The sequence below is a fragment of the Thiothrix caldifontis genome (genome assembly GCF_900107695.1).
In the GTDB taxonomy this organism is placed as follows: domain Bacteria; phylum Pseudomonadota; class Gammaproteobacteria; order Thiotrichales; family Thiotrichaceae; genus Thiothrix; species Thiothrix caldifontis.
The window spans coordinates 201572-224940 of sequence record NZ_FNQP01000003.1; the positions used below are offsets into that span (position 1 = coordinate 201572).

Genomic DNA, 23369 nt, shown 5'->3' on the forward strand with positions numbered 1-23369 from the left:
CCCGAAAATATTGGAGGCGAATATGAGCCGTATTCGGATGTATGTATTTATACACAATGAAGCAGACGCCGCACTCAGACTAACCGGGCAGGAAGTGACATGGGGCGAATTTACCGAAGGATGGGAACCGCCAGCGTTGATCCATCCTGGTGCAGATGGTCAGTTTCAGGGTGAAGGTGATCTTTTTCTTGCGCCAACGACGGGGACAGAAGGCAATGTACGCTACCAGATTGATACTCCCGATGGCGGTGAGTTGTACATTCACTGGAATAGCCCATTGGTTGAATCTCAATACGGTAATACCTTTCATATCTGGTGTCCTCCCGGATGGGATGTTGCGCATTGGGGCGGGCAAGGTCACGAAGCAAAATTGCATATTCGGCTACGGCGGACTGCGGCAAGGCGTGTTGCAAACTTTAATCCTCAGGGACGGGGATTAAAGTTTCTGAATAAGTGGAATGAACAATTGCCAGTGATACACTTGGGATTCATCCTGAAAAACCTATATGGCAATAATACGTGTTTGGGTACATTGACTTCATTGCTGGCGCAAGTGACTATCGACTTGTCAACGTTTGGTTTTGGTCGAGTCCTTGCATCAACTGTTGACGATGATTGGGGGCCTTCATTAACCAACGCCAGCATGGGATTATGTGGCGGTATGGTATATACCGTGATGGATTGTTATTATCACCATCAACTCCCGCCAGAAAATGCTTCCTCCCCAGATACACCTGATGATCCGTTATTTCGTTATATTCACCAGCGTTTGATTGACAGTTTCGATATAGAGGGTGATGGCTGTCGTTTTCTCTCCTATTCCGCTGACTTTTATCCCAATGGCGATGAGGGGCTTGCTCAGGGGATAGGGGTATTCAAGGGGCGCTCATGGGTGAGTTACCGTGATGCGTGGGAACAAATTCGGGCGGATATTGATGCAGGGCGATTGTGTCCTCTCGCACTGGTACAAACGAATGCTTTATCCGGTTTTGGGCAAAACCACCAAGTTCTTGTTTATGGGTATCAGCGTAGCGGACAAGATATTACCCTTTTTGTTTATGATCCCAATAAGGGACAACAAGAAACCACGCTGATGTTCAATATTACGCATACAACGGGGGAGGTTAATGTAATGCGGAATCCTCCAGATAAAAGAATATGGGCGTTTTTTCGTATTGATGGCTATACACCCAAACAGCCTCCCTTTGGGCGAAAAATTACATCACTGCGTGATGCCGTCCGCGCCTCATCAACTACGCCAGTGTCGGGTTCCATCGCTATCCGACCTTTGCTGAATCAGATAGCACCGCCGATCTCCCTCGTTAGCTGGATGCGTTCACTATGATAACGGTAATCCAAAATGACTGGATACGTAGGGTTGCGGTGGTCAAAACCGTACTGGTGGAACGTTTCAAGATTATTGATAACCGTTTAAGTATCAACGGGTATGTTGATGCGGCAATGATTCACAACCCCAAGGATTGAGCCATGAAACAGTATCTTTTAGCTCCCGTGTTATGTTTTTTTACCCTGACGCAGGTGTATGCCGCAGAGCCAGCTTCGGTTTGTGCCTTAGTCAGTGCCGCAGACATCCAGAGTGCATTTGGGCAGGCCGTAGAAAAAACCACGGACACTGGAGAGTTTTGCGATTATGAAAACAGCGGTTTTTCGGTGCGGGTCACGCGGATTAATTATCACGATGAGGACGCTGCCAAACAAGGTTTTAAAACCTTATTCTCAGGCAAAACGGTCATCAAAGGTCTGGGTGATGAGGCCAATAGCCTCCGTAGAGGGCGTGAAGTTGAAAAGGTTTCCATGCGCCAAGGCCAAACCGTATTGAGTATCAGCAGAATGGGAGGTGAGTTTAAGGACGATGACCTCCATAAACTGGAATCCTTGTTGCGTCAGGCGGCCGGTTCATCACCTGCTGCGGACTCGTCCAGCGCAGCACAACCGGATGCCGCTTGTGAACCCATTATCAAAGCCAGTGAAACCAAAATTGCCCAACCCGCATGGCATTCTGTCACAGAAGGCGATGGGGTGAGGCTCGAAGCCATCAAGGTGGATGGGCAATTTTTCATGTCTGAAGACGGCAAATGGCAAAAAGCCCCCATGGACATGGATGCCGCCGAGAAAATAGTCATCGGCATGATGAGAGACGGTTCTGTCCGCTTATCAAACTGCAAGGAAGACGGCACGGAAACCGTTGATGGTGTGGAAATGACCGTATTGAGCTACCACAGCGAAATGGAAGGCATGGGTTCCAGCACGAATAAGCTGTACATCGGTAAGGCAGACGGTTTGCCCTACAAAACAGAGGCAGACGGTACAACCAACACTGTGCGTTATCAGGATGTTACCGCGCCCAAGCTGTGAAGATAGCTCAAGTAAGCGCATCGGTGTAGCATACCACCGCAATACTCAATCCATTTAATCAGGAGTTTTGCATGGCGGGTGGAAGCCTTTTAGCCTTACTCGACGACATTACCACGGTTCTCGATGATGTTTCCCTCATGACCAAAGTCGCGGCGAAAAAAACCGCAGGGGTGTTGGGGGATGACCTTGCGTTGAATGCCCAGCAAGTGGCTGGCGTACAGGCAGAGCGTGAATTACCGGTGGTGTGGGCGGTTGCCAAAGGTTCGTTTCTCAACAAACTGATTTTAGTGCCTGCGGCGTTGCTGATCAGTGTGATTGCGCCGTGGTTGATCACGCCGTTGCTGATGATTGGCGGCGCATTTCTGTGTTACGAAGGGTTCGAGAAAATTGCTCACAAGCTCTCACATCAACACGCAGAAGACAAAGCGGAACTGTTGGATGTTGCCCATAACCCCGACATCGACATGGTGGCGTTTGAAAAAGACAAGATCAAAGGTGCGATTCGTACCGACTTTATCCTTTCCGCCGAAATCATCGTGATTGCCTTAGGTACGACGCAAGGTGCTGCGTTTGCCATGCAAGCAGCAGTGGTTGCCGGGATTGCAATCATTATGACGATTGGGGTGTACGGCCTAGTGGCTGGCATTGTGAAACTGGATGATCTTGGTTTCCACTTGATCAAAGACAAAGCGACTGGGTTCCGGCGTGCTTTAGGGAATGGCATTCTGTGGTTTGCGCCGTGGTTGATGAAAACGCTGTCGGTGGTGGGAACCGCCGCGATGTTTTTGGTCGGGGGCGGTATTTTGCTGCACGGCATCCCGCATTCGCATGAGTTTACGCATGGCGCAGAGTTATTCATCCAGCAAGTCGGCTGGATCGGTGGAGCGCTCAAAGCCATTACCCCTGTCTTGCTGAGTGGTGTCTTTGGGGTATTGGCAGGGGCGGTGGTGTTAGCAGTGGTTGCACCGACGACGGCTCTGATCGGCAAGTTCAGGCAAGCTACCTGAGCTTAGCCAGCAAGGTTTTTAGCCGCCGCGTGGCAGCCTGCCCGTCGGCGGTGGGGGCGTAACAAACGCCTTCGTAGACTTGTGTAAACTCCTGAATCACGTTAGCCAATGCGGGTAAATGCGCGGCGGCTTGAGCGGCAAATACGCCGGGGGCATCGCCCGGTTCACGTACTATCCCTCGTTTTGCCAAGGCTTCACAAAAGCGCCGATACAGCCGTTGTTCGGGGGCTTCTTGCGCTTGCCGTTGTGTCATACCTAGTGTCAGTAACCAAAATAAACCGATAACCGCGAATAACCCCGCCACTAATAACGCGGTGCGCCCAATAGAAAAGGTTCCCAGCAGGGACTTTAACAAGGCCGCTTGTTCGGCACGGTCATAACCGACGACCCAACGCCTCCAGCCGTATTGCACGGTATCTACTTGTTGGCGAATGCCATTCAACCACGCGATTTTGCGGAGGGAAAAGATTGAGTCTGCTAAGAACGTGCCTTCCGCTTGCACGGCTGCTTCCAATCCTTGCTCAGTACGGCTTGGTGCAACCGCGTTAGTGGGGTCAATACGCACCCAACCACGCCCAGCTTGCCAGACTTCCGCCCATGCATGAGCATCGTATTGGTGAACGGCTAAGTATTGCCCTGCATCATTCCATTCCCCGCCTTGATAGCCAACCACGACCCGTGCTGGAATCCCTGCCGCACGAATGAGGAAGACGAAGCTGCCTGCATAATGCGCACAAAAGCCGCGTTGCGAGTCAAACAGGAAAGTATCAACGGTATCGCTTTCCCCTAAGCCCGGTGGGTTCAAGGTGTACGCAAAGGGCTGCTCACGAAACCGCGCCAGCACCGCGTCGATATAGGCTTGCGGATTCCCCGTTTCGCGCCACAAGCGTTGTGCTAAAGCACGGCTGCGGGTATCGCCAGAGGGGGGTAACGTTACGGCTAAGCTGCGTAACGTGTCAGGCAGAACCGCATCGCGTTGTGCATCTGGGTAGCTCACCGCTTTCAACAGGAACGGTGCTTGCAATGCTTGTTGCGCCATGACGCGATAATCCGCACCGCGCAAGACATCGCCGGTTACTTCCAGCGTTGGTGCGAGGGTAAACAGCCAGGGTTGCCCTGAGGTTTCGTAGATGGCTTCATACGGCACGGCTTCACCCTGTACGTGAATCGCGTCAGGGTTCCAGCGGTAATGGTTCAATAGTACGGATTTCAGTTGGTAGGTATCGTAATCTTGCTCGAATTGCCGCCATTCGCGTCCATCGAAATGGTTGAGTACCAGCCCTTGCCAATACAGTTCGTGTTGGGCGGGGCGCTTGCCCTTGAATGTTACCCGAAACGCTAAGTCCCCGGATTTTGCCAGTTTCTCAATATCACCGGGAGCCATGCGGTCGGATACCCCGGATTTTGCTTGCGTGGGCGCTAGAGGTAATGACCACAACGGTGCAAAGCGTGGCGCAAACACGAAAATCACGAGCATCAACGGCAAGCATTGCAGCAACATAAAAACCGACAAGCGCAGATTGAAACGTACTTGTTGCCCTGTTGAAAACTCAGTGATGGTTTGTTGCACACCCACTAGTGCTCCAGTCAGGATGACCATCGACAGTGTGGCGTAGAGCGCTGCACCCAACGCTTGTGTATATAAAAAGTGTAAGGCAACCAGAAAATAGCCGATGAAAATCACGACAATCGCATCGCGGCGCTGGGTGACTTCCAGTGACTTAAAGGCGAAGCCTAACAGTAGAAGTGTTGCCATGGCATCCAACGAAGGGAAGCGCAAACCACTTAATAACAAGCCAGCAATGCCCAAACCGATCAGCGCTACTTTGGTCATATTTCCCGGTTGCATGGCTGCCCCTGATAACACCCGCAAGCGCCAAGCTGCCGCAAACAAGAGCACGGGTAGCAACCACAATGGCAGGTGGAATAGAAAAGGCAAAATGACGATGAATTGTGCTGCAAATAACCAGATCATGCCTGTGTAGGTGATTTGCTTCTGCATGGCAGCGTGTCCGTTATTGTTATGAATGGGGTGATGCGGGAGACTTTACAGGATGGGGGGGAGGCTGCCTATGTTGGGGCGATAAGCTGTGAGGTTAGCCCCTATGCCATGCTACTATTCTTGCCTAACTTAGGGATCAAACAACACGAGGGATCAATGAGCAAACCTACCTACGAGAAACAAGGATTTTCCACCCGTGCCATTCACCACGCCTACGATGCTTACGCGGGCACTGGCGACTTGAATCCGCCCATACACCTGAGTTCGACCTACACCTTCCCAACTGTGGAGGACGGCAGTGCGCGGTTTGCAGGTGAACAGCAAGGTTTTGTGTATTCGCGCGTTGGCAACCCCACCACGGTTTTGCTGGAACAACGCCTCGCTGATCTGGAAGGCGGGGAAGCGGCGTTGGTAACAGCCTCCGGTATGGGCGCAACCGCCGCCTTGCTGTGGACGCTGCTCAAACCGGGTGATGAAATCATTGCCGACAAAACGCTGTACGGTTGCACCTATGCGTTTTTCAATCACGGGCTGGCGAAATTCGGCGTGACCATTACTCACGTCGATATGGCTGATTCCGCTAATCTCACGGCTGCGATTAGCGCGAAAACCCGTATTGTGTTCTTTGAATCGCCTGCTAACCCCAATATGCGGTTGGTGGATATTCCAGCGGTTGCCGCCATCGCCCACCAGCACGACAACTGCAAGGTGGTAGTTGACAACACCTATTGCACACCGTATTTGCAACGCCCGCTGGAATTGGGCGCGGATTACGTGGTGCATTCCGCCACCAAATACCTCGGCGGACACGGCGACCTGATTGCCGGTGCGATTGTCGGCGATGCGGAAACGCTGACCCAAGTACGCTTTTACGGTATCAAGGATATGACCGGCGCGGTAATGTCATCGCAGGATGCGTTTCTGGTATTACGCGGTCTGAAAACCCTCGCGCTGCGGATGGATCGGCACTGCCAGAATGCGCAAGCGATTGCCACCTTCCTTGCCAATCACCCCAAGGTCGAAGTCTGCCATTACCCCGGTCTGGAAAGTTTCCCGCAATACGCCTTGGCGCAGCGGCAAATGGCGCAACCGGGCGGCATGGTGGCGTTTGAACTCAAGGGCGGTTTTGCAGCGGGTTGCCGCTTCATGAATGCCTTGAACCTGATCACCCGTGCGGTGAGTTTGGGCGATGCGGAAAGTTTGGCGCAACACCCCGCCAGCATGACCCATTCCACCTATACGCCGGAAGAGCGGGCGGAACACCTGATTAGCGAAGGGTTGGTCAGGGTATCGGCGGGTTTGGAAGATGTGGCTGACTTGCTGTCCGATATTGAGCAGGCGTTGACGTTTGCTTGATAAAATCGGGGTCAGACCACATTGCAGCGTGTCTGGGGGCGATTTACCAGCAACTAACGGCGGCGTTTGCAGCTTTGATTGAAAGGGAGTTATCTATTTCCGCCTGATTATCCATTAGCGTTTGCACCGCCTTCCAATAGCAGCAAGCTTTGCTGGAGGCAGGCGGCTAACAACTCATCCACGGTTTCGCTGTCATCCAATGCCCTTGCAATGGCGACACCACCAATCATGAGTGCGGTTGCTGCCAAGCATTGCTCCCGCATCGGTGAGTTGCTGGATAATTTATCCAGCCATTTGACCATGCCTTGATAAACACGGGTGTAAGTGTTGCGTACCAGCGGATCACGGTGGCTGACATCGGTTGCCAGAAACGCCAGTGGGCAAGGGTTAGTGTCTTGCTCAAAATGTTCACGGCTGAGGTAGCTACTCAACAACACAGCCAACCGCCCCTGCGGGTCTAACCCACGGGTATATTTGGCAAAACGGTTTTTGGCTGCATAGGTAATGGCTTCTGCATAGAGGGTGCTTTTGTCGGGGAAATGGCTGTAAAACGCGCCGCGTGTCAGTCCCGCATCAGCCATGACATTATCAATGGAAACATTGTCAAAACCTTGGTGTGAAAACAGTTTAGCGGCACTGTGCAGAATTTTTTCGCGGCTTTGTGGTTTATGTGTACTGGGGTATGGCATGGTATTTTCCCTGAATATGTCGTTGAACATATTTTATGGCCTAGTAGACTCATCAGCAAATACCAAGGAGAGAATCATGCAACCGATAGCGATTTTATACCCCGCATTTGTGATGGCATTACTGACGTTTGTCGTGGCAGTGTGGTTATTGCATTGCCGCATTAAGGCGGTGAAGGCGGGTTTGACCCCGCTGTATTTCAAGCTGAACCACGGTGCGAAGTTGCCGGACTATCTGGTGCAGGCAACCCAGCATTACGATAACCAGTTTGAAATGCCCGTATTGTTTTACGTTGTGCTGCTGTTGGCGTATGTCACGCAAGGGGCGGATTTGCCCATGATCAGTTTGGCGTGGGCATTCGTGGTAACGCGGGTAGTGCATACGGTGATTCACCTGTCATCTAACCGTTTACGCTGGCGGCGGGATGTGTTTTTACTGGGTTTCGCCATCTTGGTGACGTTGTGGGGGTGGTTATTGGCGCATTTACTGACAAATTCATGAGGTTATGAAAAATGGAATATGCCATGAAAACAGCCATTCGTGCAGTAGACATTCCGCCACGCACCACGCCTTCCGTTTACCCTGAACCGTTCGCAGCGCGTATGATCGGGCGGGAAAAACACCAGCTTGGGGATTTTTTCGGGCTGCATAATTTTGGGGTGAATCTGACTAGGCTTGCCCCTGGTGCGGTTTCTGCTTTGCGTCATTCACATACGAAACAGGATGAGTTTATTTATGTACTGCAAGGCTGCCCGACACTGCATACCAATGACGGTGCAAGCCGACTTGAACCGGGTATGTGTGCAGGTTTTCCGGCTGGCACGGGCAATGCCTGCAATCTGAGTAATGATACCGATGAGGATGTCATCTATCTCGAAATCGGCGACCGCACGCAGGGAGATGAAGCCAATTACCCGGACGATGATCTTCAGGCTGTGCAAGTTGATGGACAATGGTTATTCACCCGCAAGGATGGTACGCCGTATGAATAATCAGGAACAATCTTTTCATCCACAACTGTCCACGTTGGAATTCCTGCAACGGCAACTTGAGGGCACTCTGCCTGACAATGCCACCACCGCCATGCAGTACCCAACAGCCATCTCACAACTGTTGGGTTTCAGAATCAATGCTATTGATAAAGGCTACGCCCGCCTAGAAATGAATGCAGATGCCGCCATTCATGGCAATCAGCAACGTACCGTGCATGGTGGTTTATTAGGTGAACTGGCTGATGCAACTATTGGCACAGCACATTCTACCGCCATAGAAAAAGGTGAAAGTTTTACCAGTATTGACCTCAGAATTAGTTTTTTTCGCCCAGTTTGGAAAACACTTCTAACCGCAACAGCCCGATAAATTCAGCATGGAAAAACTATTACACATTATCAATGTGAGATTACCAATGAGGATGGCAAGTTGGTTGCTGTGGCTGCTGGCACAGTAATGACCTTAAGGGGTTCCGCAGCAGCTCAAAGATAGAGCAGAAAATGCAATTGAATAGACAGAGGGAGAAAATCGTGAAAACCATACCTTTATTTCAAGTTGATGCCTTCACCAGTCAACCCTTTTCTGGCAATCCGGCAGCGGTGTGCCTGTTGGATAAGATCGCCGATGCACGTTGGATGCAAGCAGTTGGGGCAGAAATGAACCTGAGCGAAACCGCGTTCGTTTGGCGCGAGGCGGATGGTTTCGGCTTGCGCTGGTTTACCCCGACGGTCGAAGTCGATTTGTGTGGACATGCCACGCTTGCAGAAACAGGAGGCTGACATGAGCACCATCCTCAACTACCGCTACATCAACGCACGGCTCGCCAGTTCCGGTCAGCCGCTGGCGGATGAAATCCAGTCGATTGCTGATGCTGGCTACGAGGCAGTGATCAATCTGGCGATGCCGTATTCGCCGAATGTACTGGAAGACGAAGGTTTTCGCGTCATCAGCTTGGGGCTGGATTACTACCATATTCCCGTGCCGTGGGAGGAGCCAACGCTGGCGCATTTGCAACGTTTCTGCGCCCTGATGCAAATGCTGGAAGGGCGCAAGGTGTGGGTGCATTGCGCACTCAATTACCGGGTTTCCGCGTTTCTATTCCAGTATCACCGCTTGGTGCTGGGGATGCCGGAAGCAGACGCCAAAGCCGTGATGCTGCCGGAATGGGAGCCGGATGAAGTCTGGCAGGCGTTTTTGCAGATCGACAGCAACCTGACCCGAAGTGATCCCGTTTGACGGTCGCAACTGGGAAGCGGCTGTTGCAAAGTTGAACCAACAATTAAATCTTTGAGGAATCTCCATGATCGCCGCAACATTCAACCTCACCGATTACTGCCAACGCATCGGTTACACGGGCGAATTACGCCCCAACCTTGCGACTGTACAAGCCCTGATGCAGCACCAGTTGTGCAGTGTACCGTTTGAAAACCTGGACGTGTTGGCAGGCAAACCCATTTCCCTCAACTCCGACGACATCGTGGCGAAAATCGTCGGCAAACAACGCGGCGGCTACTGCTACGAAGTCAACGGACTGTTTGCGATGGCATTGCAAGCGTTGCAAATCCCTTACCAATTTGTCGCTGCCCGCCCGATGTTTTATCCGATGAAACGCCCACGTACCCACATGGCCTTGCTGGTCACGCTGGATGGTGCGGAATGGCTGTGTGATCTCGGTTTCGGCAGTTACGGCATCCGCGCACCGCTGCGGCTGGATGTGCTGGAAACGCCAATCCCACAAGGTTGTGACACCTTCATGTTGAGCGAGGAAGGCGGCGATATTATCCTCAAAGCACAAGTGGATGGCGCATGGGTGAAGCAATACGGCTTTAATCGTTGCGCAGTGGAATGGATTGATTTTGCCCCGGCAAACTGGTTGAACTCTACCCACCCTGACACTGTGTTTACTCAGAAACCGCTGGTGGTGCGCTTTACGGTCAGCGGGCGCAATATCCTGTTTGGCGACAGTTTCAAGCAGGTGGAGGAAGGTGTCACCACGCAACGCACCCTTGCGCCACACGAACAAGCGGCGGTCTTGGCGGAATATTTCGGTTTAAATGCCAATTGATTACACAAACATGACTCAGCTTCGGTATTAAAGTTATGCTGGATTTCGGCTACATTCCCCACACACCGATCTCGCGCCCGTTGGTGGTAGCCGTCTCCTGCCAAATCTTGTCATCCCACACCACGTCGGGGCGGCGGTCGAAAATGATCAAATGCGCTTCCGCTGCACCGCATTGATCGGCATAGCCTGCGGTTTGCTGGATGCCTTCCACTACCGTGGTTTCGCGCGATTTGTAGAGGATTTTGAGTTCCAACACAATGCGTTGCACTTCGCCGTAAAAGCCCTGTTCCTCGTCGATAGGCCATTCGATGTACAGGTCGGTGCGTTTTCTGCCCAGCCCGTATTCGCGGTTGATGCGCCCACCGCCGTTGATAATGCGTTGCAGAAAGGCTTGCAGCAGTAATTGCGGCCCCGCTTCCTTGTAGTCAAAGCGTTCAATCCACGCATCGGCATTTTCGCGGAAAAATTGCTGGAAAGCTTCCAACAGCTTGGGCATGTCGAGGCGGCGTTGCGGGGTGAGATACCACGCTTGTTCGTAGGCGATGGTGATTTGCTTCGTCCAGGTCAGTTCACGCGGAATCACTTCCTGATAAATGCGGTTGGCAATACGTAATTGCGGGCGTGCTTCGATTAGCCCCAGGTCGGCGACGTATTGCACATCGTCTTGCGGCAAAGTGTCATCCGTGGTTTTGCCCGCCAGCAACGCACTGATGATGGAATGCACACGCGGTTCTTTAAGCTTATCCGCCAATTGGTCGAGGTGGGTAGCGCGGGAATAGATCAGGCGTTCGCGGGCTGCGCGGTATTGTTCCAGCGTGATGGGCTGGGTGCGGTCGCGGGCGGGTTTGTATTCCCACGTCATGGCGTGACCAAGCGCATTTACCAGCCACGGTTGCCCACAGGTGTCTTCCCAGAGTGCGGGGAAAATGGCTGCGTCGAACACTTGCCCCGTGGCTTGGGTGTGTTGGGCGTAGAGCGTTTGCACTTCAGTCAGCGTGAAACTGCCCATGCGCAACGATGCCGATTTGATATTGAATGCACTGCCGCCCGTGATCACTTCCTGATTCCCTTGCGTGATGCGGTAATCACGCACGTCACGTACCCCGCAGAGGATGACGCTTTGCGGGAAGGGGACATCAGGCCGCCCGATATAACCTTCGCGCAATTGGCGCAGCAAGGAAATGAGCGTGTCGCCAACCAGCGCATCGACTTCATCAATCATCAACACGATGGGCTTGCTGGATTCGGCTGCCCAGCGGGTGAGTAGGGTTTGCAGGACAGAGGTTTCACCTGTGCGCCATGCGTCTTCCAGCCAATCCTGTAGGCGTAAGTCATGAAGGCGGTATTGTGCGCCTTCCACCACACGGCTGGCGATGGTACGCATTCCCTGTTCCACATCGTTGCGGGCGGCTTGCGCGGCTTCGACATTGATGTAGAGCGCGGTGTAATCACCCGCTTGATTGAGCTTGTCAGCAAGCGCAAACAGCGTGCTGGTTTTCCCCGTCTGGCGCGGCGCGTGCAGCACGAAGAATTTTCCCGCTTCAATCAGGTATTGGATTTCTTCCCAATCCACCCGCGATACAGGGTCGATGCAGTAATGCTGCTTGGCGTGAACGGGGCCTGCGGTATTGAAATGTTTCTGCATGGCGGTGGTCTGGTGATAAGGGATAGAGGCAGTATAGCACGCTGGCTACTGACCACATTCAACAGAACATCGTTGGTTTAAGCATCCTGAACCACTAGATTATTTACGCTATAGTTGAGTGCAAGGGGTAGATTTCTGCCTCATGCATCACAGGAGACATCGCATGTTACGCATACTCTTGGCTTTGCTGCTCACCAGCTTCCTCAGCGCCTGTTCCGGCACGGGTTCGACAACGCCCACTCCGCAAGTCATTAATGGCACTGCTTTGCAGGCCGCGAATACTGTGGTGCAGGCGATCAATGGCCTGCAAAATGGTACGGGTGGATTACAACCTTTCACCGACCTGTTTGATCCGACGGGAGTACGTTTTTCGCCGTATTACCGCACGGAAGCCAGCGACCAAATCTTGACAGCAACGGCGTTTGAAAGCGATTTCATCCTGCAAAATCCGCCGACCCACAACTGGGGAACTCAGGATGGTTCTGGCGACCCGATCGTGCTGCACATCCGCGACTATTTCGGGCGCTACGTGTGGGATCACCCCTACCATAGCAGTGCCACGGTCACGTTGATCAACACCAACAGTGATTTCCAATCGCAAGGCAACCTGATCAACAACCTGCTGGCAAGCTACCCGGTGGCGCAGTACCGCATCGTCGAATACCACCAACCCGGCACTAACCCCGCCTACAACGGCATGGACTGGACGAGCCTGATGGTAATCTTGAAAGATGCAGGTGGCGGCAACCAATGGACGCTGGTCGGTTTGGCGCACGGTTCTTGGACGATTTAGTGTCAGTAATTTTCTGATTGCTGCATCAGCCTGACGAAATCACCTAAGGTTTGCCCCGGCAATTCCTCAAAGCCACGTTCCAGCGTATCCAGCGAGCGGATGCGGTCAAGACGAAACGTGCGGAAATCGTTGCGCAATTCGCACCAGGCGGTCAGCGTCCACACATTGCCCCAGAAAAACAGCCCCAGCGGTTTGACTTCGCGCTGGCTGGATTCGTGGTCAGCGCGTTGGTAATCCAGCCGCAGGTAACGGCGTTGCGCAATCGCATGGCGGCAGGTGTCGAGGGTGGTTTCAAGGTCTTCGCGCACCCCGAAGCGCATGGCGAATAAGCGGCTTTCTTCCAGATGGCGATGCAATTCGGTGGGAATCACGGCGTGGATTTTGTCGAGGACGGATTGCGCACTGCTGCCCAATTCGCTGCCGCCCCACGCTTTCAACATTCGCGCCCCGACGACAAGGGCTTCGATTTCAGCGGCGGTAAACATCAGCGGTGGAATATCCAGCGAATAACGTAGGTGATAGCCGACACCCGCTTCGCCCTCCACCGGCACGCCCGACAGGCTCAAATCCTGAATATCGCGGTAAATGGTGCGTTCGGAAACTTCCAAACGTTCGGCAAGTTCACGCGCCGTCACCAGCCGCTTGTTACGCAGGATTTGCACAAGCTGGAACAAACGATCGGCACGGCGCATGGGTTAGCCTTAAGCCATCGAGTGTAAGCCGATCATATTGCCTTCGGTATCAAACACCAATGCGATGAAACCGTGTTCGCCGATCGACATTTTTTCCTTGAAAATGCTGCCACCATTGGCAGCGGCACGGGCGGCATCCACGGCGCAGTCTTCACAACTGAAATACACTAGCGTGCTGTTGCCACCGGATGGGCAGCCGCCCATTTTGACCAATGCGCCTGCTGCACCATAGGTAGGATTGTCGCAATCGGACATCGGGAACGTCCACATTTCCAGATCAGGCCATGCTTCAGGGTCAGACATGGGCAGATTTTCCAGCTTGGTTTCAAGCATGGCTTCGTAGAAGGCGACGGCGCGGGGCATATCCTGCACGTAAATTTCAAACCAGCCGACTGGGTTCGCTTTCATGATATTTCTCCTTTGGTGGGTCATTGTTGATTGGTTTTTGTAGTATAGATGCCACCTCCTGACAGCATCATGTCAGGAGTGTTTCATTCATTGGGGATTTCCGCTTCGACCAGTTGCGCCAGCATCACCAGCGATTCCTGCCAGCCAAGGTAACAGGCTTCGGGCGGAATCATGTCGGGAATGCCCTCCTGCACAATGTGGACATCCGTTCCGCAGGAAACCGGTGTCAGGGTGACGGTCTGGCGCATTCCGCCGGACAAATTCGGGTCATCAAACTTGTCGGTGTTGCAGATGCGTTCGTTCGGGATCAGTTCAACGTATTCGCCACCGAAGGAATGGCTTTGCCCGGTGGAGAAATTGGTGAACGACATGTGGAATGTGCCACCCACGCGGGCTTCGTGCTGATGCACTTTGCCGGTGAAACCGTGAGGTGGCAGCCATTTGACCATGGCGTCAGGGTCGAGGAAGGCGCGGTAAATGCGTTCCGCTGGCGCACGCAGTACGCGGTGCAGTGTGACGGTGTTAGGCATGATATTCCTCCTTATAAATCGACTAGGGTGGTGAAGCCACCGTAATTCATGCGGGCGCAATCGAATGGCAAATCTTTCATATCGCCACACTGCATCCGTGGGTCTTGGTGGACTTTGGCGTTTACTTCATCGCGGTGCTCGCGTGATTGGTAGATGATGAAGGCGAGAATGACGGTTTCACCTTCCTGCGCCCCAGCGATGCGTGGGAAAGAATTGTTGGCAAATTCGGAATTCAGGTCTTCGCCCACGCATTCCTTGTAGGCGAGTGCGCCGTGTTCCATCCAGATTTCGCCTGCGGCTTGCGACATCACGCGGTAGGCTTCCAGCTTGTTTTCAGGAACGGGCAGTACAAATCCGTCGACGTAACTCATGGGGTATCTCCTTGGTAGTTTTGGGAAATGAAGTAATCGACGAGGGCCTCCAGCGTGGCTTCCCAGCCGATCACAAAGCCCGCTTCTGCTGCTGCCTGCAAACGTTCGGCAGCAGCGAAACGGGTGTGTAAGGTGAGTAAGGTCTGGTCGCCCTGTTCGGCAAACGTAATGGTGACGGTGGCGCTGGGCGGCAAACCGGCTCCACAAGCGTGTTCAGCAGTCGGGTCGCCGTCGTACACCAAGCGTTCGGGGGCGGTGATTTCGCGGAACGTGCCTTGGCAGGGGTAAACCTTGCCGTCCGGCGCGTGCATGTTCAGGCGCATCACGCCGCCGACCTGTAACTGGATGGCGCAATCGGTGTTGACGAAGCCGTGCGGCCCCCACCAGCGTTGCAGGTGATACGGGTCAGTCCAGACTTTCCACACCAGTTCGCGCGGCGCGTTGAACAGGCGGGTGATGGTGATTTCCTGAGCGGTGGTTGTCGTCGTCATGCGGCTGATCCTTTGGCTTGCAGTTCCTGCAAATAAGCGTCCAGCCGGTCGAGGCTTTGCTCCCAGCACTGGCGGTATTGCTCCAGAAAGACGCTGGCTTGCTGCAAAGCTTGCGGCTCCAGCTTGCAGGGGCGGAACTGCGCTTGTTTACTGCGCGAAATCAGCCCGGCACGTTCCAGCACTTTCAGGTGTTTGGTGATAGCGGGGGCGCTGATGTGGAAGGGTTCCGCCAGTTCCGTAGCGGATGCCTCCCCACTGCTCAGACGGGTTAGGATGGCACGGCGCGTGGGGTCGGCGAGTGCCGCGAAGGTGAGGCTGAGGGTGTCGGGTGGCAATGGTTGCTCCTTGTAATTAACCGATTGGTTAAATATAGAAGAAACAGGAAATCATTGCCAATTTAGGGGTATTGTAGGTGCAATGACGATTGCTTTATTTTTATTCAATATATTCTTTCTTGTGGCTTGTAGCATACTAACCGTACAATGTTATTAGCCATTTAGTCGCGAGCTTTTTTATGAATAAAATTAGGTAAGATGGAAAGCAATTTTTCTAACCTGAAACGCCCCCAACACCCCATCCCCGATTTCGTGCAAGCCGCCCTGATCGAGCGCGGTTTGATGGACGCTTACCATGCCCGCCCAGCCTACCAGCAGAACGATTACCTCGGCTGGATTGCCAAAGCGAAACGGGAAGAAACCAAACTGAAGCGGCTGGCGCAAATGCTGGATGAACTGGAAGCAGGTGGCGTTTACATGAAGATGAAGCATCCCGCATCTTCACGGTCAAAGAGCAGCTAAGATATGACGATCAAACCCGCAAACGTCGATCAATACCTGCAAAGCGGCTGTGGTCGCTGCGCGTTCGGCGGCACACCTCAGTGCAAGGTACACCCGTGGACGGCGGAACTTCGCTTACTGCGGGAAATCGTGCAGGCATCCGGTTTAACCGAAGAAATAAAATGGAGCATTCCCTGCTACACGCACGCTGGCAAAAACATCCTGCTGCTGAGTGCGCTGAAGGATAGCGTGACCCTTGCCTTTTTTCGGGGTGCAGAAATGCTAGACCCCGACCATATTCTGGAAAAACCCGGTGAAAACTCCCGTTTCGCCCGCTACATGCGTTTCACGGATACGCAATCCATTGCCGCACTGAAACACGCGATTCCTGCCTACATTCAGGAGGCCATAGCGCTTGAAAACGCCGGGAGGAAAGCGGATACCCGCTCTGATGCGCCGCTGGAATATCCTGAAGAACTGACCCAACTGTTTGCTGCAAACCCCGCTTTTGCACAAGCTTTCGCCGCACTCACACCGGGGCGGCAACGCGGTTATCTGTTGCATTTCACCTCGGCGAAACATTCAACCACCCGAACGGCCCGCATTGAAAAGTGTGTGCCGAAGATTTTCAGTGGCAAGGGCTGGAACGAACAGTAACAATTCACTTGTGGGTTGGCCTCCAGTTTTTCCTGTTGCTCAGCGGTCTTCGCCAAGCGTCAATGCTGGTCAGTCTGGTTGGGTCGGTCATGCGTATCTCCTGTGTTGGCTGTGTCGGAAAACGGCGACTTGCTGACGAACAGGTTGTCCAGCCGGTAAGCCTCCTTCAGCGCAGCGAGCGCAGGTGGCAATTCAAGCTGCAAGCGGATTAGCCGTGCCGCTGCCCTGCAAGTGTCAGGCTGGTCACGGCGGATACCCAGCGTCGAGAAATCTTCCCCGCCCTTGCCGCTGGCGAGGATAGTGAAATCTTCCGGCTGGGTGCAGCCATTGCTCTGCACTTCGATGGTGATGTAGGTGTCATCGAATTGCGCACTGTACAGCGGCTCCAGTTGGGTGGTGTTTTCAGCGTTGGTGCTGCCTGCGAGGGTGGTCAGGATGATGCCAATGGCTAATAAGGGTTTCATGATGATGCCAATGGCTAATAAGGGTTTCATGATGATGCTCCATGTTTGAAACAGTTCAGGTTCCATCATGCGCTTTTTGCACGGCTGCTTCATCCCACTTTTTCATGCTGAACATGGCGCGGCGTATGGGGTCAGCGTTAACCTAACTGTTATTGTTATTCTGGAAACAGCGTGTCAACATCGTGAGCCATCCAAACCAACTGTTAGCGGTGAACTACCATGGGCATGACTTACTGGCTGAATGTACGCGACGGCGACACGATTGAAAGCGAAGAAAACGACCTGTCAGCCACTTGTAAATTGACGGATACGCTGGACAAGGTTTGTCTGGAGCTTGGCGTGCGGGCAGTCAGCGAATTTGTTGACGGCACCGAAATGAGTATGGAATACGAGGACGAGTTTGATGTGCCTGATGATGACGTGCTGTATGAAGAAGGCAAACGCTCTTATCCGTTGGACGAAATGCACTGGTGTGAGGCCAATAGCGGGTTGGATACCTTCCGCGCCTTGCAAGCCAGCCTGAGTGAATCGCCTGAAAACTTCGGGTTTGACCTCGACGATATTGACATGCTTGCGGCGGAACTGGATGAAATCATTGAGCTATTGGAAGAAGCTGCTAGTCAGGGGCGAACGTTCCATCTGGAACTGTTAGGATAGTGGATTTGACCACGATCCCGTAAGGGTGGCATAGCCATGCAAATCACACATCTCCATGAACTGGGATGGAACCATTTTTTCCAGTCACAACTGACACTGGAAGCACTCGCAACCAGCTTGCCGTTCCGGGTCACGGGCGTGCAACGCAACCTGATTGAATGCCTGGGGCTGGATGTGCAGGGGCAAGCGCAATCCGTCCCGCTTTCCACCTACCCGTGGCGGCACGAAGCGCCTGAAAATCACCCCACGGTCGGCGACTGGCTGCTGCTGGACAGGGACTTGCAGCCGCTGCACCTGCTGGAACGTAAAACCTTGATTAAACGCCGCAGTGCAGGCAGTGAAGCGGTGCTGCAACTGATCGCCGCCAATATCGACACGCTGTTCGTAGTGACTTCCTGCAATGAGGAATTCAGCCTCAACCGGCTGGAACGCTATCTGGCGTTAGCAGCAGAGGCTGCGATTGATGTGGTGGTGGTGCTGACCAAGAAAGACCTGTGCGCGGATACCTCGGTGTATGTGGATGCGCTGCGCAAGCCTTACCCCAACCTGCCGATTGAAGTTATCAATGGCACTGATGCGCAGGATGTTGCAGCACTTGCCATGTGGTGCAGCACTGGGCAAACCGTTGCTTTGCTGGGTTCATCCGGCGTGGGCAAGTCCACCCTCCTCAACAGCCTGCAAGGGGATGACGGGCAGGCAACTGCACCCATCCGGGAAAAGGACAGCAAAGGGCGGCATACCACCACCTCCCGCAGCCTGCACCGCTTGCAGGGCGGCGGCATCCTGCTGGATACGCCGGGAATGCGTGAGTTGCAAATGGTGGATTGTGAGGAGGGGATTCAATCCACTTTCGCCGACATTGAGCAACTGGCACGGCAATGCCATTTCCACGACTGCCAGCATCTGGCTGAACCGGGGTGCGCCGTCCGGCAAGCGGTCGAGACTGGCGAGCTGGAACAACGGCGGCTGGACAATTACCACAAGTTGCTGGCAGAACAGGCTCGCAACAGTGGGTCGGTCGCGGAACGACGTGAGCAGGATCGGGCGTTGGGGCGTTTCTACAAGCAGGCGAAAGCGTCTGCCAAACGCTTTAAATCGCGGGATTAGGCGGCGCGGTACTTTGAGCCTTGTGTATAAAGTCATGGGGTCTTGGAGGATGAATGCTGGAAGGTAACCGCTTTGTCATCTTGCTCCCCTTGTATTGTCCTATGCTTAAGGTATCAGGTTTCAATGGGAGATACAGTCATGAAAAATCTGGAAACGTTGTTGGGCACAGAAGCGCAATTCCTGCTTGCCCACGAATGCCAAACCATCCCCAAAGCGCAATTGCATCTGCCGGGGTCGGATTTCGTCGACCGGGTGGTTAGTCAGTCAGACCGCAGCCCGGTGGTGTTGCGTAACCTGCAAATGCTGTTCAACCATGGGCGGTTGGCGGGTACAGGCTATCTGTCGATCCTGCCGGTTGACCAAGGGGTGGAACATGCCGGGGGTGCATCGTTTGCACCCAACCCGATCTATTTCGACCCGGCCAATATCGTTGAGTTGGCACTTGAAGGTGGCTGCAACGCGGTGGCCTCTACCTTTGGTGTGCTAGCCTCCGTCAGCCGCAAGTATGCACACAAAATCCCGTTTGTGGTGAAGTTCAACCATAACGAAATGCTGACCTACCCGACCATGCACGACCAGACCCTGTTCGCCAGCGTGCAGCAGGCGTTCGATCTGGGGGCAGTGGCAGTGGGTGCGACCGTGTATTTCGGAGCACCGGAATCCCGCCGCCAGATCCAGGAAGTCAGCGAAGCGTTTGAACTGGCGCACCAGCTTGGCATGGTCACGGTGCTGTGGGCATATTTACGCAATTCCGCCTTCAAGCACGAAGGGGTGGATTACCACACTGCTGCCGACCTGACCGGGCAGGCCAACCATCTGGCTGCTACCATTGGTGCGGATATTGTTAAACAGAAACAGGCGGAAGGTAACGGCGGCTACAATGCCATCAAGTTCGGCAAAACCCACCCGAAAGTGTATTCCGACCTCACATCGGAACATCCGATTGATCTGGTGCGTTATCAGGTCGCCAACTGTTACATGGGGCGCATTGGCATGATCAATTCCGGCGGCCCCTCAGGAACCGATGACCTGCATCAGGCCGTGCGCACCGCTGTCATCAATAAGCGGGCGGGCGGAATGGGCTTGATTTCCGGGCGTAAGTCATTCCAGAAACCGATGGTTGAAGGCATTGAATTGCTGAATGCGATTCAGGATGTGTATTTGTCGGAGAAGGTGACGGTTGCTTGAATTCACCGCCTTAACGGTGGTGTAAGGGCGCACGGCAAGTGGGCAAATCCACGCTGGCCTTGCAGTTGGGGATTGAACATTACGTCACGTTGGATGACATCGCCACTTACCAAAGTGCCAAGGCTGACCCGAAAGGGTTTGTGCTCAGCCTGCCCAAGCCGGTGGTGATTGATGAGGTGCAGCGTGTGCCGGAGTTGTTCGTTGCCATCAAGGAACAGATTGACCTTGACCGCACGCCGGGGCGGTTTGTGCTGACGGGTTCGAGCAGTTTGCAGGGCTTCCGCGACATTTCCGATTCGCTGGCGGGGCGGATTGGGATTGTGGATTTGTATGCCTTTAACCTCAGCGAGATTATCGGGCAACGCTTCAATTTCATTGATCAGGTGTTTTCTGGCGCGGCATTTCCGGCGGTGGCGCAAGTGACGGATATTGTGCCGCATTTGCTCAAGGGTGGGTTTCCCGAAGTGCAGACGATTGCACACGCTAAAACGCGCATGTTGTGGTTCAGTTCCTATATTCGCACTTACATTGAGCGTGATTTGCACGACATGGGCAATATCCGCAATCTCGATAGCTTCATGCGCTTGTACCTGTCGCTGGCGTTGCGCAGTGCCAATCTGCTCAACAAGGCTGATCTGGCGCGGGATTGCCAGCTTGACAATAAAACGCTGGATAATTACCTCGGCATCCTCAAGCACACTTACCAGATTGCGTTGCTCAAACCGTGGTTTAACCATGCGGCGAAACGGCTGGTGAAAATGCCCAAGGTATTCATGCTCGATAGCGGCATTTTGTGCCATTTGCTCAAGCTCAGTAGCACGGAGGATTTGCAGCAATCCAGCCAGCGCGGAGCGGTGTATGAAACGTTTGTGTTGAGTGAGTTGGTGAAGGCGAATACTTACGCGACGCAGCCGGTGGATTTGAGCTTTTACCGCACCAGTGATGGCAAGGAAATCGACTTCGTGCTGGATAACGGCAAAGGGCTGGTGTTGTTGGAAGTGAAGGCGGCGCATAGCGTGACTCCGGCGGATTTCCGGCATATCAGCTACTTTATCGGGCAGAATCCGGGGCGGGTGGTACAGGGGATGGTGTTGTATGGGGGGGAACGGGTGTTGCCGTTTGGGGAGAGTGACGGGGTGAAGTTGTGGGCAGTGCCGTTGGGGATGATGGCGGAGAGCGGGAAAATGGCGGGTTAAGGTACAGTGCCAAGGCTTGGTGGGGCTTAGGTTTTTCTACAGCATCAACGTCCAACATGATGGGTGCGATGGGGAGTAATCAAAACGGAGTCGCGGGCTGTCACCGCGTCCGTCATCGAATAATTTGTTGGATCACTATGAAATAAATCAATTATTAAAATGACACTTGATAGACAAAGAAAAATCATAAGAAACCATATAAATAATTGACAATTAATATTTTATTCTTGTCTGCTTTTTATCTCTTTTTGTTTTTATAGCTAAGCTGGTGTTTTGATTAAAAATTGCAGTTATTTATTTTTATCTCCTTTTCTCCAAATATCATACTCCATAGAGGTGCTTCCATAAAACCCATGTCTGTATTTATCTTGAGGCACTCCAAATTTTCCAATTTCTTCTTTCGTTGGGTTTTTTTTGAGATATTCAAGGATTTCTTTATTTTGAATGATTGATTCTTTTGTCTGGGGTATCGGTCTTTCTTTGTGTGATATTTTTACTGGCTCATTAGAAAATTTATTAACTGATTTTCTAATGTTTTTACCTTTAATTCTAACTTCTTGAGTGTCTACTTTACTGGTTTTGAAGTAAGAGGCGGTAATGATTGTTTTTGGTTTGATATTTGCCTTAGATATATTTTCATTAGGATGATCTTTGCTGATATGATCTGTAATTAATAAAGCAGGGTATGCTATATTGCAAAAAGGACAGCGTACCGTTGAATTTTTTAAGGCATATTTTTTCTCTGATGGGGAGATGCCTCCTTTCTTCTTTCCATATTTCCTTGTTTCTCGTTTCACTTTTTGTGCCTCTCTGTATAGCCAACGTCAATATGACGGGCGCGGCGGGGAATAAGCTGTTAAGAATCGTGGGCTGTCACTGCGTTCGTCGTCGATATTCTCGTTAGTTTTTTCTATTTTTCCCAAGACCAAATCCTCCGCCAGAAATCACTAATCCTTTATCAAAAATATCATTTTTTTTTGTTATTATTATTGTATTTTGCTTAGATTCACTTATTAATCTGTTTCTATTGGATATTTCATGCTTTAATATGCTTATTGTTTTCTTTATTGATTTTGCTGTGCTTTTAACCAATTTATCCGTGTCTATATAAGTTTCAATACATTCAATTGCTTTTGATATTTCGTCAACTTCTTTTCTAAGTTTTTCTTTGCTTTTCATATGCTTATTATTAATTTTAAATAAAAAACTATAAGTATATTTTTTTTAAAATTAAAGAATTTAAATTAGAGGGTATTGATGAGCTTTAAAATGATTTTTTATTTTTGAAGTCATTGATTTTCAATTCTTTGACTATTTTAAAAATTGATTCAGCCACCCCAAGGCTTGCTAAATCAATATCATGCCACGTTGAAATAGGCTTACCGTCAGTTGGTAAAGCCTGCAACTTTCCATAGGGTGAAGCTGTCCAAGCGCACGGCCTAAGAATAACTGGTATTACAATAGCTTCACCATTTGCATTTTTTTCCAAAGCTTGCTTTCCCTCAATTTCATAGCAATACCGAGACTCAATAAAGTGAGGACTTAGAAAAAGTAAAATTATTTTTGCATTTTTTAAGCGAATATCTATTGTGTCTTTCCACTGTTCTCCAGGAGGAATCATTCGATCATACCACTTTAGTAAATGACCTTCCCGTTCATAAACGATCATTTGCCTTCTTACTTCATTCATAAGTAGCTCATCTTCATGAGCGTAAGAAAAGAATATTTCGACCATGTTTGACTTTTTATAAAACTAACAGTTTGCTATTCGGCGTTCAGAAATATCAGAATATACGGCTTCCATTTAACCAATAAGCAGAAACTGCCTATCTGGTTCTAGTAGCGTTCGCCTAGTCTGGGATTGTCGTTGCTGTCTTCTGATTCACGCCTGCCGTACATACACCGATGCCA

31 protein-coding genes and 1 pseudogene are annotated in these 23369 nt (G+C 52.0%); 19 read left to right on the forward strand and 13 right to left on the reverse strand.

Features of this window, described 5'->3' with window-relative positions; all coding sequences use genetic code 11:
• Nucleotides 1-22 precede the first annotated feature (22 nt).
• The 4 genes from BLV87_RS03655 (at nucleotide 23) to BLV87_RS03665 (ending at nucleotide 3383) form a co-directional block, all read left to right on the forward strand.
• Nucleotides 23-1345, forward strand: a complete 1323-nt coding sequence (locus tag BLV87_RS03655; RefSeq protein ID WP_093065510.1) for a hypothetical protein — start codon at nucleotides 23-25, stop codon at nucleotides 1343-1345.
• The gene (locus tag BLV87_RS19215; protein WP_175517825.1) at nucleotides 1342-1485 is read left to right on the forward strand and encodes a hypothetical protein; all 144 of its coding nucleotides are present in this window, start codon (nucleotides 1342-1344) and stop codon (nucleotides 1483-1485) included. The genes BLV87_RS03655 and BLV87_RS19215 overlap by 4 nt, the downstream gene beginning before the upstream one ends.
• Before the next feature lie 3 nt (nucleotides 1486-1488).
• A complete protein-coding gene (locus BLV87_RS19770) occupies nucleotides 1489-2376 on the forward strand; it encodes a hypothetical protein (protein WP_245706903.1) in 888 nt (295 codons plus the stop codon).
• Between the two features lie 71 nt (nucleotides 2377-2447).
• A complete protein-coding gene (locus BLV87_RS03665) occupies nucleotides 2448-3383 on the forward strand; it encodes a DUF808 domain-containing protein (protein WP_093065512.1) in 936 nt (311 codons plus the stop codon).
• On the opposite strand, the gene BLV87_RS03670 is transcribed toward BLV87_RS03665, so the two are convergent.
• Nucleotides 3376-5385: a transglutaminase TgpA family protein gene (locus tag BLV87_RS03670; RefSeq protein WP_093065513.1), complete on the reverse strand. Its 2010-nt coding sequence runs from the start codon at nucleotides 5383-5385 to the stop codon at nucleotides 3376-3378. The genes BLV87_RS03665 and BLV87_RS03670 overlap by 8 nt on opposite strands.
• A gap of 156 nt (nucleotides 5386-5541) precedes the next feature.
• Between BLV87_RS03670 and BLV87_RS03675 the strand changes: the two genes are divergently transcribed.
• The gene (locus tag BLV87_RS03675; protein ID WP_093065514.1) at nucleotides 5542-6741 is read left to right on the forward strand and encodes a methionine gamma-lyase; all 1200 of its coding nucleotides are present in this window, start codon (nucleotides 5542-5544) and stop codon (nucleotides 6739-6741) included.
• 107 nt (nucleotides 6742-6848) lie between these two features.
• On the opposite strand, the gene BLV87_RS03680 is transcribed toward BLV87_RS03675, so the two are convergent.
• Nucleotides 6849-7430 carry a TetR/AcrR family transcriptional regulator gene (locus BLV87_RS03680; RefSeq protein WP_093065515.1) on the reverse strand — a complete coding sequence of 194 codons (582 nt, stop codon included), beginning with the start codon at nucleotides 7428-7430 and terminating at the stop codon, nucleotides 6849-6851.
• A gap of 76 nt (nucleotides 7431-7506) precedes the next feature.
• Here BLV87_RS03680 and BLV87_RS03685 point away from each other — a divergent pair, with 76 nt between their 5' ends.
• The 6 genes from BLV87_RS03685 to BLV87_RS03710 all read left to right on the forward strand — a co-directional run bounded on the left by BLV87_RS03685 (nucleotide 7507) and on the right by BLV87_RS03710 (nucleotide 10483).
• A complete protein-coding gene (locus tag BLV87_RS03685; protein ID WP_093065516.1) occupies nucleotides 7507-7929 on the forward strand; it encodes an MAPEG family protein in 423 nt (140 codons plus the stop codon).
• Nucleotides 7930-7952: 23 nt separating this feature from the next.
• The gene (locus tag BLV87_RS03690; RefSeq protein ID WP_093065625.1) at nucleotides 7953-8420 is read left to right on the forward strand and encodes a cupin domain-containing protein; all 468 of its coding nucleotides are present in this window, start codon (nucleotides 7953-7955) and stop codon (nucleotides 8418-8420) included.
• On the forward strand, nucleotides 8413-8787 hold the full coding sequence (locus BLV87_RS03695) for a PaaI family thioesterase (RefSeq protein ID WP_217629931.1): 375 nt from the start codon (nucleotides 8413-8415) through the stop codon (nucleotides 8785-8787). The genes BLV87_RS03690 and BLV87_RS03695 overlap by 8 nt, the downstream gene beginning before the upstream one ends.
• Before the next feature lie 161 nt (nucleotides 8788-8948).
• On the forward strand, nucleotides 8949-9197 hold the full coding sequence (locus tag BLV87_RS03700; protein ID WP_217629932.1) for a PhzF family phenazine biosynthesis protein: 249 nt from the start codon (nucleotides 8949-8951) through the stop codon (nucleotides 9195-9197).
• A 1-nt stretch (nucleotide 9198) separates the two neighbouring features.
• Nucleotides 9199-9654, forward strand: coding sequence for a protein tyrosine phosphatase family protein (locus BLV87_RS03705; RefSeq protein WP_093065518.1), 456 nt, complete (start codon nucleotides 9199-9201; stop codon nucleotides 9652-9654).
• 64 nt (nucleotides 9655-9718) lie between these two features.
• On the forward strand, nucleotides 9719-10483 hold the full coding sequence (locus tag BLV87_RS03710) for an arylamine N-acetyltransferase family protein (RefSeq protein ID WP_093065519.1): 765 nt from the start codon (nucleotides 9719-9721) through the stop codon (nucleotides 10481-10483).
• Between the two features lie 49 nt (nucleotides 10484-10532).
• On the opposite strand, the gene BLV87_RS03715 is transcribed toward BLV87_RS03710, so the two are convergent.
• On the reverse strand, nucleotides 10533-12128 hold the full coding sequence (locus tag BLV87_RS03715) for an AAA-like domain-containing protein (RefSeq protein WP_093065520.1): 1596 nt from the start codon (nucleotides 12126-12128) through the stop codon (nucleotides 10533-10535).
• 163 nt (nucleotides 12129-12291) lie between these two features.
• On the opposite strand from BLV87_RS03715, the gene BLV87_RS03720 reads away from it, so the two are divergent.
• Entirely contained in the window at nucleotides 12292-12921 is a 630-nt protein-coding gene (locus BLV87_RS03720; RefSeq protein WP_093065521.1) for a hypothetical protein, read from the forward strand.
• A 2-nt stretch (nucleotides 12922-12923) separates the two neighbouring features.
• Here BLV87_RS03720 and BLV87_RS03725 read toward each other — a convergent pair whose 3' ends face one another.
• The 6 genes from BLV87_RS03725 to BLV87_RS03750 all read right to left on the reverse strand — a co-directional run bounded on the left by BLV87_RS03725 (nucleotide 12924) and on the right by BLV87_RS03750 (nucleotide 15748).
• Nucleotides 12924-13613 (reverse strand): helix-turn-helix transcriptional regulator, encoded by a 690-nt coding sequence (locus tag BLV87_RS03725; RefSeq protein WP_093065523.1) that lies wholly within the window; start codon nucleotides 13611-13613, stop codon nucleotides 12924-12926.
• Nucleotides 13614-13622: 9 nt separating this feature from the next.
• The gene (locus BLV87_RS03730) at nucleotides 13623-14021 is read right to left on the reverse strand and encodes a VOC family protein (protein WP_093065525.1); all 399 of its coding nucleotides are present in this window, start codon (nucleotides 14019-14021) and stop codon (nucleotides 13623-13625) included.
• 83 nt (nucleotides 14022-14104) lie between these two features.
• Nucleotides 14105-14551 carry an SRPBCC family protein gene (locus BLV87_RS03735; protein WP_175517826.1) on the reverse strand — a complete coding sequence of 149 codons (447 nt, stop codon included), beginning with the start codon at nucleotides 14549-14551 and terminating at the stop codon, nucleotides 14105-14107.
• Between the two features lie 11 nt (nucleotides 14552-14562).
• The gene (locus BLV87_RS03740; RefSeq protein ID WP_093065527.1) at nucleotides 14563-14922 is read right to left on the reverse strand and encodes a DUF1428 domain-containing protein; all 360 of its coding nucleotides are present in this window, start codon (nucleotides 14920-14922) and stop codon (nucleotides 14563-14565) included.
• Entirely contained in the window at nucleotides 14919-15413 is a 495-nt protein-coding gene (locus BLV87_RS03745) for an SRPBCC domain-containing protein (RefSeq protein ID WP_093065529.1), read from the reverse strand. Before BLV87_RS03745 ends, BLV87_RS03740 begins: the two co-directional genes overlap by 4 nt.
• Nucleotides 15410-15748 carry an ArsR/SmtB family transcription factor gene (locus BLV87_RS03750; RefSeq protein ID WP_093065531.1) on the reverse strand — a complete coding sequence of 113 codons (339 nt, stop codon included), beginning with the start codon at nucleotides 15746-15748 and terminating at the stop codon, nucleotides 15410-15412. The genes BLV87_RS03745 and BLV87_RS03750 overlap by 4 nt, the downstream gene beginning before the upstream one ends.
• 198 nt (nucleotides 15749-15946) lie before the next feature.
• Here BLV87_RS03750 and BLV87_RS03755 point away from each other — a divergent pair, with 198 nt between their 5' ends.
• Complete coding sequence (locus BLV87_RS03755) at nucleotides 15947-16210, forward strand: YdeI/OmpD-associated family protein (protein WP_093065533.1); 264 nt, start codon at nucleotides 15947-15949, stop codon at nucleotides 16208-16210.
• 3 nt (nucleotides 16211-16213) lie between these two features.
• A complete protein-coding gene (locus BLV87_RS03760; RefSeq protein WP_093065535.1) occupies nucleotides 16214-16846 on the forward strand; it encodes a YdeI/OmpD-associated family protein in 633 nt (210 codons plus the stop codon).
• Between the two features lie 59 nt (nucleotides 16847-16905).
• Here BLV87_RS03760 and BLV87_RS03765 read toward each other — a convergent pair whose 3' ends face one another.
• The gene (locus tag BLV87_RS03765) at nucleotides 16906-17379 is read right to left on the reverse strand and encodes a hypothetical protein (protein WP_139282120.1); all 474 of its coding nucleotides are present in this window, start codon (nucleotides 17377-17379) and stop codon (nucleotides 16906-16908) included.
• A 150-nt stretch (nucleotides 17380-17529) separates the two neighbouring features.
• Here BLV87_RS03765 and BLV87_RS03770 point away from each other — a divergent pair, with 150 nt between their 5' ends.
• From BLV87_RS03770 to BLV87_RS19940, 5 genes and pseudogenes are all read left to right on the forward strand, one after another.
• On the forward strand, nucleotides 17530-17967 hold the full coding sequence (locus BLV87_RS03770) for a hypothetical protein (RefSeq protein WP_093065539.1): 438 nt from the start codon (nucleotides 17530-17532) through the stop codon (nucleotides 17965-17967).
• 36 nt (nucleotides 17968-18003) lie between these two features.
• Nucleotides 18004-19074: a ribosome small subunit-dependent GTPase A gene (rsgA, locus tag BLV87_RS03775; RefSeq protein ID WP_093065541.1), complete on the forward strand. Its 1071-nt coding sequence runs from the start codon at nucleotides 18004-18006 to the stop codon at nucleotides 19072-19074.
• A 138-nt stretch (nucleotides 19075-19212) separates the two neighbouring features.
• Nucleotides 19213-20262, forward strand: coding sequence for a class I fructose-bisphosphate aldolase (locus tag BLV87_RS03780; protein ID WP_093065543.1), 1050 nt, complete (start codon nucleotides 19213-19215; stop codon nucleotides 20260-20262).
• Between the two features lie 35 nt (nucleotides 20263-20297).
• A pseudogene (locus tag BLV87_RS19935) lies at nucleotides 20298-20603 on the forward strand (AAA family ATPase); the annotation flags it as partial.
• Nucleotides 20583-21458: an ATP-binding protein gene (locus tag BLV87_RS19940; protein WP_342719252.1), complete on the forward strand. Its 876-nt coding sequence runs from the start codon at nucleotides 20583-20585 to the stop codon at nucleotides 21456-21458. The pseudogene BLV87_RS19935 and the gene BLV87_RS19940, both read left to right, overlap by 21 nt.
• Before the next feature lie 290 nt (nucleotides 21459-21748).
• Here BLV87_RS19940 and BLV87_RS03790 read toward each other — a convergent pair whose 3' ends face one another.
• The 3 genes from BLV87_RS03790 to BLV87_RS03800 form a co-directional block, all read right to left on the reverse strand.
• Complete coding sequence (locus BLV87_RS03790; protein WP_093065547.1) at nucleotides 21749-22255, reverse strand: hypothetical protein; 507 nt, start codon at nucleotides 22253-22255, stop codon at nucleotides 21749-21751.
• A gap of 103 nt (nucleotides 22256-22358) precedes the next feature.
• Nucleotides 22359-22637 (reverse strand): hypothetical protein, encoded by a 279-nt coding sequence (locus tag BLV87_RS03795; RefSeq protein ID WP_093065549.1) that lies wholly within the window; start codon nucleotides 22635-22637, stop codon nucleotides 22359-22361.
• 85 nt (nucleotides 22638-22722) lie between these two features.
• Nucleotides 22723-23193 carry a toll/interleukin-1 receptor domain-containing protein gene (locus BLV87_RS03800; protein ID WP_093065551.1) on the reverse strand — a complete coding sequence of 157 codons (471 nt, stop codon included), beginning with the start codon at nucleotides 23191-23193 and terminating at the stop codon, nucleotides 22723-22725.
• Nucleotides 23194-23369 lie beyond the last annotated feature (176 nt).

What these genes read in the sequence shown, in the direction of transcription:
- BLV87_RS03795 (WP_093065549.1), bottom strand. Translation starts at nt 22,637, where the DNA reads ATGAAAAGCAAAGAAAAACTTAGAAAAGAAGTTGACGAAATATCAAAA.
- BLV87_RS03740 (WP_093065527.1), bottom strand. Translation starts at nt 14,922, where the DNA reads ATGAGTTACGTCGACGGATTTGTACTGCCCGTTCCTGAAAACAAGCTG.
- BLV87_RS03770 (WP_093065539.1), top strand. Translation starts at nt 17,530, where the DNA reads ATGGGCATGACTTACTGGCTGAATGTACGCGACGGCGACACGATTGAA.
- BLV87_RS03735 (WP_175517826.1), bottom strand. Translation starts at nt 14,551, where the DNA reads ATGCCTAACACCGTCACACTGCACCGCGTACTGCGTGCGCCAGCGGAA.
- BLV87_RS19215 (WP_175517825.1), top strand. Translation starts at nt 1,342, where the DNA reads ATGATAACGGTAATCCAAAATGACTGGATACGTAGGGTTGCGGTGGTC.
- BLV87_RS03800 (WP_093065551.1), bottom strand. Translation starts at nt 23,193, where the DNA reads ATGGTCGAAATATTCTTTTCTTACGCTCATGAAGATGAGCTACTTATG.
- rsgA (WP_093065541.1), top strand. Translation starts at nt 18,004, where the DNA reads ATGCAAATCACACATCTCCATGAACTGGGATGGAACCATTTTTTCCAG.
- BLV87_RS03715 (WP_093065520.1), bottom strand. Translation starts at nt 12,128, where the DNA reads ATGCAGAAACATTTCAATACCGCAGGCCCCGTTCACGCCAAGCAGCAT.
- BLV87_RS03765 (WP_139282120.1), bottom strand. Translation starts at nt 17,379, where the DNA reads ATGATGGAACCTGAACTGTTTCAAACATGGAGCATCATCATGAAACCC.
- BLV87_RS03685 (WP_093065516.1), top strand. Translation starts at nt 7,507, where the DNA reads ATGCAACCGATAGCGATTTTATACCCCGCATTTGTGATGGCATTACTG.
- BLV87_RS03705 (WP_093065518.1), top strand. Translation starts at nt 9,199, where the DNA reads ATGAGCACCATCCTCAACTACCGCTACATCAACGCACGGCTCGCCAGT.
- BLV87_RS03655 (WP_093065510.1), top strand. Translation starts at nt 23, where the DNA reads ATGAGCCGTATTCGGATGTATGTATTTATACACAATGAAGCAGACGCC.
- BLV87_RS03720 (WP_093065521.1), top strand. Translation starts at nt 12,292, where the DNA reads ATGTTACGCATACTCTTGGCTTTGCTGCTCACCAGCTTCCTCAGCGCC.
- BLV87_RS03665 (WP_093065512.1), top strand. Translation starts at nt 2,448, where the DNA reads ATGGCGGGTGGAAGCCTTTTAGCCTTACTCGACGACATTACCACGGTT.
- BLV87_RS03675 (WP_093065514.1), top strand. Translation starts at nt 5,542, where the DNA reads ATGAGCAAACCTACCTACGAGAAACAAGGATTTTCCACCCGTGCCATT.
- BLV87_RS03695 (WP_217629931.1), top strand. Translation starts at nt 8,413, where the DNA reads ATGAATAATCAGGAACAATCTTTTCATCCACAACTGTCCACGTTGGAA.
- BLV87_RS03710 (WP_093065519.1), top strand. Translation starts at nt 9,719, where the DNA reads ATGATCGCCGCAACATTCAACCTCACCGATTACTGCCAACGCATCGGT.
- BLV87_RS03690 (WP_093065625.1), top strand. Translation starts at nt 7,953, where the DNA reads ATGAAAACAGCCATTCGTGCAGTAGACATTCCGCCACGCACCACGCCT.
- BLV87_RS03725 (WP_093065523.1), bottom strand. Translation starts at nt 13,613, where the DNA reads ATGCGCCGTGCCGATCGTTTGTTCCAGCTTGTGCAAATCCTGCGTAAC.
- BLV87_RS03755 (WP_093065533.1), top strand. Translation starts at nt 15,947, where the DNA reads ATGGAAAGCAATTTTTCTAACCTGAAACGCCCCCAACACCCCATCCCC.
- BLV87_RS03760 (WP_093065535.1), top strand. Translation starts at nt 16,214, where the DNA reads ATGACGATCAAACCCGCAAACGTCGATCAATACCTGCAAAGCGGCTGT.
- BLV87_RS03680 (WP_093065515.1), bottom strand. Translation starts at nt 7,430, where the DNA reads ATGCCATACCCCAGTACACATAAACCACAAAGCCGCGAAAAAATTCTG.
- BLV87_RS03670 (WP_093065513.1), bottom strand. Translation starts at nt 5,385, where the DNA reads ATGCAGAAGCAAATCACCTACACAGGCATGATCTGGTTATTTGCAGCA.
- BLV87_RS03730 (WP_093065525.1), bottom strand. Translation starts at nt 14,021, where the DNA reads ATGAAAGCGAACCCAGTCGGCTGGTTTGAAATTTACGTGCAGGATATG.
- BLV87_RS03745 (WP_093065529.1), bottom strand. Translation starts at nt 15,413, where the DNA reads ATGACGACGACAACCACCGCTCAGGAAATCACCATCACCCGCCTGTTC.
- BLV87_RS03780 (WP_093065543.1), top strand. Translation starts at nt 19,213, where the DNA reads ATGAAAAATCTGGAAACGTTGTTGGGCACAGAAGCGCAATTCCTGCTT.
- BLV87_RS19770 (WP_245706903.1), top strand. Translation starts at nt 1,489, where the DNA reads ATGAAACAGTATCTTTTAGCTCCCGTGTTATGTTTTTTTACCCTGACG.